Here is a 10,717-nt window from a genome sequence, read left to right as displayed (position 1 = left end):
CTGCGCGCCGCGAGGCACGGGAGATGAATGCGACGCCGGCATGCAAGCTCGCTGGGCCCTCCCCCTCGCCGCGCTCATCACCCTCCCGCTCGGCTGCCGCGACCGGGGCGAGTCGCCGCTCCGGCGCGAGCAGGTCGCCGAGGCCACGCCGCGCCCCGGCGCGCCGCCGCCCTCGCCGGGGCCGCTCCAGGTGCCGCCCTCGACCCGCGAGGCGGTCTCGTTCCAGGAGGGGTTCGCGCCGATCGTGGAGCGCGTGAGCGCCGCGGTCGTGAACGTCTCGTCCGTGCGGTTCGTGCGGCCGCCCTCGCCGGAGCGCGTGCCGTTCTTCTCCAACCCGTTCTTCCACGAGTTCTTCGGGCCCGAGTGGGGCGGCGGGCCGCCGTCCGGCCCTCGCGTGCAGCGCGAGCAGAGCCTCGGCTCGGGCGTGATCGTGTCGCGCGAGGGGCACGTGCTCACCAACGCCCACGTGGTCGAGGGCGCCAGCCAGGTCCGCGTCACGGTGCCAGGCCGGCCCGAGGTGAAGGCCAAGGTCGTCGGCGTGGACGCGAAGACCGACGTCGCCGTCCTGAAGCTCGACGGGGGCGACTTCGCGTTCGCGGCGTTCGGCGACTCGGAGGCCGCGCGGGTCGGGGACTTCGCGCTCGCCATCGGCAACCCGTTCGGCATCGGTCAGACCGTCACCCTCGGGATCATCAGCGCGGTCGGCCGCGGCAACATGGGGATCGTCGATTACGAGGACTTCCTCCAGACCGACGCGGCCATCAACCCGGGCAACTCGGGCGGCGCGCTCATCAACATGGCCGGGGAGCTCATCGGCATCAACACGGCCATCCTCGCGCGCGGCGCGCAGGGCAACCAGGGGATCGGGTTCGCCGTGCCCTCGAAGCTCGCCCGCGCGGTGATGGAGCAGATCCTCGAGCGCGGCCGCGTGATCCGCGGCGCGCTCGGCGTCGCGATCCAGGACGCCTCGCCCCCGCTCGCCGAGGCGCTCGGGCTGCCGAAGGACACGCGGGGCGCGGTCGTCAGCGACGTGGCCGACGGGAGCGCCGCCGAGAAGGCGGGCCTCCGGCGCGGCGACGTGATCGTCGCGATGAACGGCGAGCACCTCGTCGACGGCCGCGATCTCAGGATGCGGGTCGCCGAGACGAAGCCGGGCACCCGGGTCACGCTGCGCGTCCTCCGCGACGGCAAGAGCCTGGAGCTCGCCGCGACGCTCGACGAGCTGCCGGAGCCGAAACGGGAGGCGCCGGCAGCGGGGCCGGCGCCGTCGAGCGCGCTCGGGATCGAGATCGCCCCGCTCTCGGACGAGGCGCGGCGGAGGCTCGAGATCCCGGGCGAGGTGCGCGGCGCGCTGGTCGTGGGGCTGAGCCCGGACAGCCCCGCCGGCAGGGCGGGGCTCCTGCCCGGAGACGTGATCGTGGAGGTGAACGAGAAGCCGGTGGCGGGCCCCGAGCAGATCAAGCAGGCGGTCGAGGCGGCGGGCAAGCGGCCGGTGCTGCTCGTGGCGTGGCGCGAGGGGCGGACGCGGTTCGTGCTCGTGGAGCGGTGAGCCGCGCGCCGGCCACACGGCCGCTCACGTCGGCTGCGGGCGCTCGCCGGCCGCGCTCGGCCTGCGGCGCGCGACCTCGATCCCCGAGATGCAGGCGGCCAGCCACACGGTGCCCGCGGCGAACCCCGCGAGCACGTCGCTCAGGTAGTGCACGCCGAGGTACATCCGGCTGAAGCCCATCGCCACGGTCCAGGCGAGCGCGAGCGCGAGGATCGCGAGGCGCGCGCGCAGCGTCCGGACGAACAGGACGCCGAGGTACGAGAGCATGCCGAAGGTGATGAACGTGCCCATCGCGTGTCCGCTCGGGAAGCTCCACCCCTCGGCCACGGCGTGCGGATCGGCGAACGCGGGCCGCGGCCGGGCGAACAGGGCCTTCAGCGCGAGGTTGAGCAGCCCGCCCCCGGCGAGCGCGATCAGCCACCCGACGGCGAGGACGCGGCGCCGCCGCCAGAGCAGCGCCGCGGCCACGATGAGCGCGACGACCGTGAGCACCGCGCCGCTGCCGAGGTGGGTGACGGCGCGGAGCGCGGCCACGCCGGCGCGGCTGGACGAGGCGTGGAGCGCGCGCGCCAGCGCGAGGTCGATGTGGACGATCGGCTCGCCCCCGTGCACGCCCTCCGCGAGCGCGACGAACACGAGCGCCGCGCCGCTGAGCGCGAGCCCGAGGCCGAGGTGGATCACGAGGTACTCGGCGGCGGAGAGCTCGCGGAGCTGCCTCGCGACGGCCGGGAACCGGGCCGAGAGCCGCCGCGTCGCCGGGTGAGCGGCCAGCGCGGCGAAGGCCCGGACGCCCCGCCCCCACAGCGCGCGCGCGTGGCGCTCCGCGAGGCGCGCGACCACGACGAGCCCGAGGAGCGCCCCCACCGCGCTGATCACCATCAGCGCGAGCAGGATGAACGGCCGCGCGCCGACCGCCGCAGCGATCTGCTCCGCAGGGAGATCCAGCGCTTGCATCGCGGAGGCTCTAGCATGGCACTCGGCCTGTTCAGCCGCGGATGGTGAGGGAGCCCGGGCGGCGCGCCTGGGTGCGTCCGCGACGCAGGGCGCGCAGGCCGACGGCGCGCAGGCCGACGGCGCGCAGGCCGACGGCGCGCAGGCCGAGGAGGAGCGCGCCGCCCGCGAGCAGCGCGAACCCGTGAGGCGCGGCGCCGGAGCGCGGCAGAGGCCGCCCGGCCGAGCAGCCGCCCACCGCCTCGAGCGGCGGGGGTGCCTCGAACTTGCAGCCGTGGACGAGCATCCCGACGGCAGGCGCGCAGACGCCCCCGTGAGGGCACGGCTCCCGGTCCTCCGGAAAGCAGAGCGCGCTGCAGGTCGGGCCCGCCTCGCCGCGGAACAGCGCGCACAGGCCGAGCTCACACGCATCGTGGCGGTCGCAGGCGGCGCCGATCGCGCCCGGGCTCGGCCCGGCATACCGGCACTGCGGGCGCCCCTCCTCGTCGCCGTCGCAGCGCATCCCGGCGGGGCAGTCGGCCGAGCGCCCGCACGGCCGCGAGCAGTACGCGAAGCTCGGCGCGTCCTCCGGGGCCACGCACAGGCCCGAGGCGCAGTTGCCCGGCTCCACGCAGCGCTCGCCGATCGGCCCCGCGGTCCCGTCGATCACCGCGAGCAGCGGCTCGATGAAGCCGCCGAGGTGCGCGTCGACGCGGACGGCGCTGGCGCGCTCGGCGCACGCGTCGTCCCCGCGCGAGATGACGCCGAGCAGGACCTCCTCGCCCTCCGCCGCCGCGGAGCCCAGGACAGGCCCGCCCGAGTCGCCGCCGCAGGCGCCCGAGGGCGACGGCGAGAGCGAGAAGGTGAGCGCCGACAGCCCGCCGAGCACGGCCGTCCCCTGCATCCGCCGCGCCTCGCCGCCGCGGGCGTCCGGGTCCTCGCGCCCGAAGCCGACGATGCGGACGATCCGGCCGGCGTCGTCCTCGGACAGGGGCCGCGCGCGCGCCGGGACCGGGGCGATGTCGAGGGGCTCGCGCAGCAGCAGCGCGCCGAGGTCGTGATCGGCGACGCCCGACCGGTACTCCGGCGACGACCACGCCCGGACGACCTCCACGTGGACCCCCTCCGCGGCGGACAGGCCCACGAGCACCGTGTCGGGCGGGTCGCCAGCGAGGCAGTGGGCCGCGGTGAGGACGACCCGAGGGTGGATGAGGACGCCGGTGCACCCGACCACGCCGCCCCGGGCCACGCCGACGACCGCCGCATCGGAGATCGCCGGCGTGCCGTTCGTCACCTGCTGCCGCGCCCCGGCGAGCTCCGGCGGCGGCGCGGGCCCGTCCGCGGGGGCGCACGAGAGGGCCGCGAGCAGGAGCAGGGCGGCCGCGAGCGGCCCTCGTGCCATGCGCGCCGTCATGGACAGGACGCCTGCGTCACCTCGCCGGGGCTGGCCGCCGCCTCACCGGGGCTGGCCGCCGCCTCACCGGGGCTCGCCGCAGTTGCCCCGCCAGCAGCACGCGCTGGGCCCCGGGTTCAGCGCCGTGAAGCAAGCGACGGCCGAGGCGTTGCAGAGCACCGAGCACTGCCACGGCTCGCTGCCCGGGTTCGTCCAGCTCCCGGCCGTGCAACCGTACGTGGCAAAGCACGCGTCGTGAACGTCGCAGCACGCGCCCTTGGTACCACAGCTCACGATCCAGTTGTACTGGCCCGGCAGGAGATCGCACCCCCAGTTGTCGTACTCTTCCCCCGAGATCACGCGGGAGACCTGCGCCTGGATCACGGCCGCGCCGGTGATGGCGCCCTCGAGGGACGGGAGCTGCTCCAGCTCCACCTCCATCGATCCGGTCGTCGCCTCGGGCGCCGGCGCGTCCGCCGTCGCGGGGTGGAGGTACGTCCACTCGACCGTGGGCGTCTGCCCCTGAGGGACGCGAAAATCCGCCGAGAACTGCGGGGTCCCGGCGCGATCGTAGATGTCCACGCGGACCCGCGACGCGTCGAGCCGGACGGCGTGCGCGACGCTGCCGTCGAGATCCATCGTCAGCGACGCCGCCCCGTCCTCGAGCTGCGAATCGCCGGCGAGCTCCGTGCTCGAGTCCACGCTACAGCCCACGAACGAGAGGACGCCCACCGCGGCGAACGCACCAAGACGCAGCAAGACCCTTCCCATCGCTGCCACCTCCGCGTCATCACGCCGGCACCACCGGCGCTGTATCATTCTATATGCCAATGCGCGGACCGTCGTGTCCGCGCAGCGCTGTTTAGCAGGCGTCACGTTACAGGCGATCCTCGTCGCGGTGGCGGTCTCTCGAAGCGGGAGCGCGACGCAGGCAATCCGCGGCGCGGGGCGAGTCGACGGACGCGCCTCGGGCGCCGCCGCCGTGGAGATGCCGGCTGCGCCCGACGCGGTGTTGCGGCGCCCCGACGCCGCGGACCCGCTCACGGGGTGAGCGACACGATGGCTGCGGGGGTCTCGAGGTCGCCGAGGTGGGCGACGCGGATCTCGTCCTCGGAGACGGAGTAGACATGATCCTCCATGAAGACGCTCCGCTTCACGAACGAGCGCGCGTCGGTCCACCAGCTCCGACAGCCGGCGTTGACCGGGCTCGAGCTCGTGTCGGGCAGCGGGTGCGGGACGCCGCCGACCGAGGTGAAGCCGCCGCCGACATCCACCTCGTAGACGAGCAGCCCGCTGAACGTCATCGTATCGCCGGACGAGCCGCCGCTCCCGCCCTCGCAGACGACCATCGGGATGCCGAGGAGCCCCCGCTGCGCGAAGTAGTTGAACGCGAGGTGGTGTGTCGCGGCGTCGCTCGCGGAGCCGCGCGTCCCGATCACCTCCTTGTGCGCGAGCCTCGGCGCGTCGAGATCCGTCACGTCGAAGATCTGGAGCATGACGCCCTGGAACCAACCGAAATCGCCCTGATCGTCGGCGTCGTAGCCGATGCTCATGAGGTGGCCCGCGTCGATCATGTGCATGTACGTCGAGAACCCCGGGATCTCGAGCTCGCCGCGCACCCTCGGGGACCCGGGATCGGAGAGGTCGAGCGTGAAGAGCGGGTCGGTCTTCTTGAACGTCACCACGAACCCCACGTCGCCGTAGAAGCGCGCGGACCGGATGTCCTCGCCCCTGGCGAGGTGGTCCACCATGCCCTTGACCACGAGCTCGCCCCCCTCCTGCTTCAGCGACGCGACGGTGTTGTGCGTGTCCGGGTCGGGCAGGCGGCCAGTGGTGGTGGCGACGCGGAGATAGCCGTCGTGCTCGCTCAGGGCGAGCTGGTTGAGCACGCGCCCCTTCACGACGCCGCTCCCCAGGTACGCGCTCGGCGACGCGCTGTCGCTCAGGGCAAACTCGTGGATCGTCGTCGCGTCGGGCGTCTTGGCCCCGTCGTCGTAGAACCAGCCGGACGTCTGCCCGTACTGGTGCCGGCTCGCCACGTAGAGCGATGTGGAGGTGGCGTAGACGACGCCCGGCTTGCCGACGATCGTGACCTGGCCGAGCCCCTCGCCGCCGAGCTCGGTCGAGACGACCGAGAGGAAGCGGTGGCCATCGCCGGTGTTCGACAGGTAATAGCCGTCGCAGCCGGCGAACGGGTCAGCGCGGCGCGGCTGCGCCACGCCGTCCCGGTACGGCGTATCCCGCACGGTGGGCATCATGTCCTCGAACGAGGCCGCGTCGATGAGCGCGAGGTTCTCCTCGATGAGCGCGTCGAAGGCGTCGCTGACGGTCTGCTCGGCGGCCGGGCTCGACCCCCCCTCGGCCATCGCGCAGAGGGAGAGGCCTTCCGGCCACGACCGGAGGTTCGCCAGGACCGGCTCGGGAGAGGACACGACCGTGTGCACGACGTCCCCGACGCGGCGGGCGTTGATGAACGAGCCGGAGAACTCCAGGGTCCGCGTGACGACCGGCGCCGCGAGATCGCCGAGGTCGAGCTCGGTGACGAGGAGCGGCGCGCCGTCGCCGGTGAGCTCGCAGTCGTAGCCGTACGCGCACTCGGCGCCGCTCGTCTCGACGATGAAGTCGTTCTGCGCCGGGACGAGCGATGAGTACACGAGGGCGCGCTCCCCGTGGACGAAGAGCTTCCTGGGCACCCCCCGGATCGGGACCGAGGCGACCCGATGCGCGTCCGCGGCCGGCCACGCGTCGACGATCTGGAGCGCTCCGTGGGCGAGGAGATAGATGTGCTCGCCGTCGTTCTTGATGAAGTCCGCCTCGTCGACGCCCGCTTCCTGCGTGTTGGTCGTCGAGTACGCCGCGGCGGCCTCGCCGCCCCCGCCGGCCGCCTCGTCGACCGGCGCAGGGGCGACGCCTCCTCCCGCGCCGACGCCGCCGGCGGCGGCCCCGAGGCCGCCCTCCAGCGCGGGCGGCGCACACCCGTTCTCGAGGCTGCGCAGGGCGTTCGAGCGCATCCTGTCGACCGACGCGATCATGGTCTGCTTCAGCCGCTCGCGCAGCAGCGCCTCGACCTCCTCGCAGCCCCTCGCGGGCGTGAGGGCGCTGATGACCCGGGCCGTCGGGGTCGGCGTCGGCCCCGGCGCCGGGGTGGGCTCGCCCGCCCGGAGCGAGCAGGCCGCAACGCCGCATCCGACGGCCAGGAGCGAGAGGAGCGTGTATGTCCCGAGGAGTGAGCGCATGAGAAGTCTCCGTGCCAGCGTCGTCTTGTGAAGGATGGCCGGACACAAGCACGCGACATACCTCGTTGCTCAGCCTGAGATTTCAAGGAGATAGCCATGCTCTGGCTGACACACAGCGGCACACCTGGCCTCCGGTGGCGCAGGGTGGCCTGGGTCCGCGACGGGACGCCGGCGGGAGTCGGTCCGAGCTTCTCGTTCTCCTCCTGGCTCGCGAGGCGCAGTCGCGGCCGGGACCGCCCCCCCCGCCGGCGGGCCGCCGTGCTCGCCGCTCGCTCCGAGACGCTCACGCGCGCCGCGCGGCGCGCCTGTCATCGTGTCGCGCGGGACGGCTCACGCCACCTCCGCTTCGAGCTCGCCGAGCACAATCGCCGTCGAGACCGAAGGCTCGAAGAGCTCGGCGCGCGCGGCGCGGTACTCCGGATCGGCGAAGAACCGCTCCCGCGCCGCGCGGTCGGGGAACAGGATCGTGAAGACGCGGTTGATGCGCGCGTCGCCCTTGAGCACGCGCGCCACGATGAAATCGTGGCCGAAGGCGCCGCCGTAGGACGACAGGATCGGCGTCATGCGGGCGCGGTAGCCGGCGTAGGTCGCCTCGTCCGTCACCTGGAGCCCCATCAGGAGCACGTGCTTTCGCCCCTCAGCGCCCATGGGAGTAGCCTCCATCCACGTCGAGCGTCGTGCCGGTCACGAAGCCGGCTCTGGCCAGGAACAGCGCCGCGTCCGTCGTGTCCCGCACCTCGCCGATGCGCCGCAGCGGGTGGATCGAGGCCATCGAATCGGCGCCTTCGCCGATGAGCGGTGTGCGGATGATGCCGGGCGCCAGCGTGTTCACGCGGATATTGTGGCGGGCGAGCTCGGCCGCGAGCGACACGGTGAGCGCGTGGACGCCGCCCTTGCTGGCCATGGCGGCCGAGGCCGGCATCCCCGTCATGGCCTGCTGGACGAGCACCGTGCCGACATTGAGGATCGATCCCCCGCCGCCCTCGATCATCATCGGCACCACGGCCTGCGTCATCAGGAACGTCCCTTTCAGGTTGGTGGTGAAGAACCGCTCCAGATCCTCCTCCGTGCTCTCGAGGAACGGCTTCACGCCGAAGATCCCGGCGTTGTTGATCAGCACATCGACGCCGCCGAGGTGCTCCTGCGCGGCGGCGGCCACCGCCCGCGCCGTGGCCCTGTCGCCCACGTGGCCCGGCACGGCGACGACGCGCGCGCCGCCCTCCAGGCTCCGCCGCGCCCGCTCGAGCTTCTCCGGATCGCGCCCGTTCACGATGAGGCGCGATCCTTCGGCCAGAAAGCGCCTCGCGAGATCGAGGCCGATACCGCTGCTGGCGCCGGTGATGACGACGCGATCGATTCGGTTGGACATGGGGTGTCGTTCCTTTCTGGTAAGCAACCTAGGACCGCGCGCCCGATCAAGAAATTGGTATATTTCTATGGACTTTATAACCTCCCGTTCTGGACCCTGCGCGCGCCGCCATGACCTACGATCAGCTCATCGCCTTCCTCGCCGTCGCGGGCGAGGGCTCGTTCAGCGCCGCCTCTGCGCGGCTGCACAAGTCCCAGCCGGCGGTGAGCAAGCTGGTGCGCAACCTGGAGAGCGAGCTGGGGGTCGAGCTGTTCGATCGCCGCGAGTACCGCGCCACGCTCACCGACGCCGGCCGTTTGTTCCACGAGCGCGCGTCGGTCGTCGTCGAGGGCACCGAGGCGCTGCGGAGCTTCGGCATGCGGCTCTCGGGCAAGGTGGAGCCGATCGTGCGGCTCGCCGTCGATGCCGTGACGCCGCTCGGGCCGATCATGGACGTCTTCCGCGGGGTGCAGGCGCGTTATCCCTCGGTGCGCCTCGAGCTCGGCACCGAGCGGCTGGCGGGCGCCGCCGACGCGCTGCGGGAGCGCCGCGCCGATCTCGCCGTCGCCACGAGGCTCGGGATCGACGCGTCCGAGGTGGAGGCCGCGCGCTTCTGCGACGTGCGGGTGCTCCCGGTGGCGCGCTTCGATCACCCGGTGGCCACCTGCGGCACGCCGATCCCGCCGGCGCTGCTGCGGGCGCACGCGCAGATCGTCCTGCGCGACAGCGCCAGGGGGGGCGCCTCGCCGTCGCTGAACGTGCTGGAGGGCGGCCTGCGCTGGACGGTCACCGACGTCGCGGCGAAGAAGGAGGTCATCCTCGCGGGCATGGGCTGGGGCGGGCTGCCCGAGCACGTGGCCGCCGACGCGCTCGCGTCAGGCGAGCTCGTGGCGTTGCAGGTCCCCGAGTTCGAGGCCGACGTCATGGAGCTGTTCGTGATACGCCGCCGCGACCGCCCGCACGGCGTGGTCGCGCAGGCGCTCTGGGAGGCGCTGCGGCGCGGCGGCCGCGACGCCGGGGCGCCGGCAGCGGCCGGGGAGGCCCGGCGCCGGCGGAGGAAAGGCTGAGGCACGAGGGTCGGGCTCAACCCCCCTCGCCATCGCGCAGAGAGAGACCTTCGGGCGCGCGGGCCTACTGGAGCGAGCCCAGGCCGGGGAGCTTCGCGAAGTCCTCGCGCAGGCGGCGATCGCGCTCGACGAGGCGGCCGTCGAGCTCCTCGTCGGAGGCGTGCCGCGTCCGGCGGTGCCGCTCCGCGAGGCGGCTGTCGATCGCCCGCACCATGAGCACCGCGAGCAGCGCGGCGAGGATGGAGACCACGTCCGACGCAATGAAGACGGCCCGCGCCTGGATGAACTCCGCCACGGTATGGTCGCGCATGCGCGAGGCGAGCCAGGCGAGCCAGCCGCTCGCGAGGTAAAGCCCCCACCACGCCCCGATGGCGCCATGGTGCACGGCGCCGGCCCGCGGGGCGTGGACCATCTCGACGCGCCGGTAGCCGCCCGCGCCATCCAGGAGCGGGCGCGGCGCAGGCTCGGGCACGCCGTCCGGGGCGAGGTGGTCGTGCAGGTCGCGCAGCAGGCTGTACGGGCGTACCAGGTTGAGGAAGGGGATGAAGAAGGCGGTGACGGCCTGGAACGGAGTCCAGGGGAGGCCGCGATCGATCCCGAGCGCGTCGGTCACGGCCACGGCCCTGGAGAGCCAGCGCAGGAACAGCACGCCCGTCACGGGAACGAGCACGAGCTCGCTCAGGCCCCCGATCTCACGGAGGGTATTGGCGAGCGCCCACGTCGGCGCCGGGACGTCCGTCAGGCGGAGCAGCACGATGTGCCACGCGCCGACCAGGCCCGCGAAGCCAGACAGCGCCGCCATCGCGCTCAGCGCGACGATGGCCACGCGCGCTCGCGCGCGCGCGACGCGGACATCACGGTCCCACCCTTCCCGTGCCTCGTCCCAGCCCCTCATCCGGAGGAGGCTATCAGCGCGACACGAGGCGTCGCAAGGGGAGCGCCGGAGGCGCGGCGCGAGACGTCATGGGCGTGAGCGCGAGGCGCGCGGGTCATGCGGTGATGAGACAGGAGAGCAGCGATGTCGCGGGGAGGAGGGAGGCGTGAAGAATGCGTGACGGATCCAGGGGGTCAGGCGATCAGGAGGTCAGGGGGTCAGGCGATCAGGGGGTCAGGGGATCTGGTGGTCAGAGGATCAGGGGATCCGCCGCTCGCGCGCTCGGCCACACAGGCACATCCCCGATCCTCGACGCAGCA

At 73.4% G+C, this 10,717-nt stretch carries 9 protein-coding genes; 2 read left to right on the top strand and 7 right to left on the bottom strand.

The features are described 5' to 3' along the window. Positions 1-40: 40 nt before the first annotated feature. Positions 41-1,549 (top strand): DegQ family serine endoprotease, encoded by a 1,509-nt coding sequence (locus WMF31_RS41035; protein ID WP_436607323.1) that lies wholly within the window; start codon positions 41-43, stop codon positions 1,547-1,549. 24 nt (positions 1,550-1,573) lie between these two features. Here WMF31_RS41035 and WMF31_RS41030 read toward each other — a convergent pair whose 3' ends face one another. From WMF31_RS41030 to WMF31_RS41005, 6 genes are all read right to left on the bottom strand, one after another. Then, entirely contained in the window at positions 1,574-2,503 is a 930-nt protein-coding gene (locus WMF31_RS41030) for a phosphatase PAP2 family protein (RefSeq protein ID WP_436607322.1), read from the bottom strand. 31 nt (positions 2,504-2,534) lie between these two features. Next, positions 2,535-3,881, bottom strand: coding sequence for a S1 family peptidase (locus WMF31_RS41025; RefSeq protein WP_436607321.1), 1,347 nt, complete (start codon positions 3,879-3,881; stop codon positions 2,535-2,537). A gap of 75 nt (positions 3,882-3,956) precedes the next feature. Continuing rightward, positions 3,957-4,643: a hypothetical protein gene (locus WMF31_RS41020; RefSeq protein WP_436607320.1), complete on the bottom strand. Its 687-nt coding sequence runs from the start codon at positions 4,641-4,643 to the stop codon at positions 3,957-3,959. Positions 4,644-4,912: 269 nt separating this feature from the next. Further along, the gene (locus WMF31_RS41015; RefSeq protein WP_436607319.1) at positions 4,913-7,108 is read right to left on the bottom strand and encodes a beta-propeller domain-containing protein; all 2,196 of its coding nucleotides are present in this window, start codon (positions 7,106-7,108) and stop codon (positions 4,913-4,915) included. A 330-nt stretch (positions 7,109-7,438) separates the two neighbouring features. Further along, complete coding sequence (locus WMF31_RS41010) at positions 7,439-7,756, bottom strand: DUF1330 domain-containing protein (protein ID WP_436607318.1); 318 nt, start codon at positions 7,754-7,756, stop codon at positions 7,439-7,441. Then, the gene (locus tag WMF31_RS41005; RefSeq protein WP_436607317.1) at positions 7,746-8,477 is read right to left on the bottom strand and encodes an SDR family NAD(P)-dependent oxidoreductase; all 732 of its coding nucleotides are present in this window, start codon (positions 8,475-8,477) and stop codon (positions 7,746-7,748) included. Before WMF31_RS41005 ends, WMF31_RS41010 begins: the two co-directional genes overlap by 11 nt. Positions 8,478-8,587: 110 nt before the next feature. Between WMF31_RS41005 and WMF31_RS41000 the strand changes: the two genes are divergently transcribed. After that, positions 8,588-9,523 carry a LysR family transcriptional regulator gene (locus WMF31_RS41000; RefSeq protein ID WP_436607316.1) on the top strand — a complete coding sequence of 312 codons (936 nt, stop codon included), beginning with the start codon at positions 8,588-8,590 and terminating at the stop codon, positions 9,521-9,523. A 64-nt stretch (positions 9,524-9,587) separates the two neighbouring features. On the opposite strand, the gene WMF31_RS40995 is transcribed toward WMF31_RS41000, so the two are convergent. Continuing rightward, positions 9,588-10,418, bottom strand: coding sequence for a DUF4328 domain-containing protein (locus tag WMF31_RS40995; protein WP_436607315.1), 831 nt, complete (start codon positions 10,416-10,418; stop codon positions 9,588-9,590). Positions 10,419-10,717: the final 299 nt, after the last annotated feature.

The sequence above is a fragment of the Sorangium sp. So ce1036 genome (assembly GCF_051369805.1).
GTDB lineage: Bacteria > Myxococcota_A > Polyangia > Polyangiales > Polyangiaceae > Sorangium > Sorangium cellulosum_F.
Note: the sequence above shows the minus strand (reverse complement) of the source record. Positions and strands in the feature narration are given on the sequence as shown.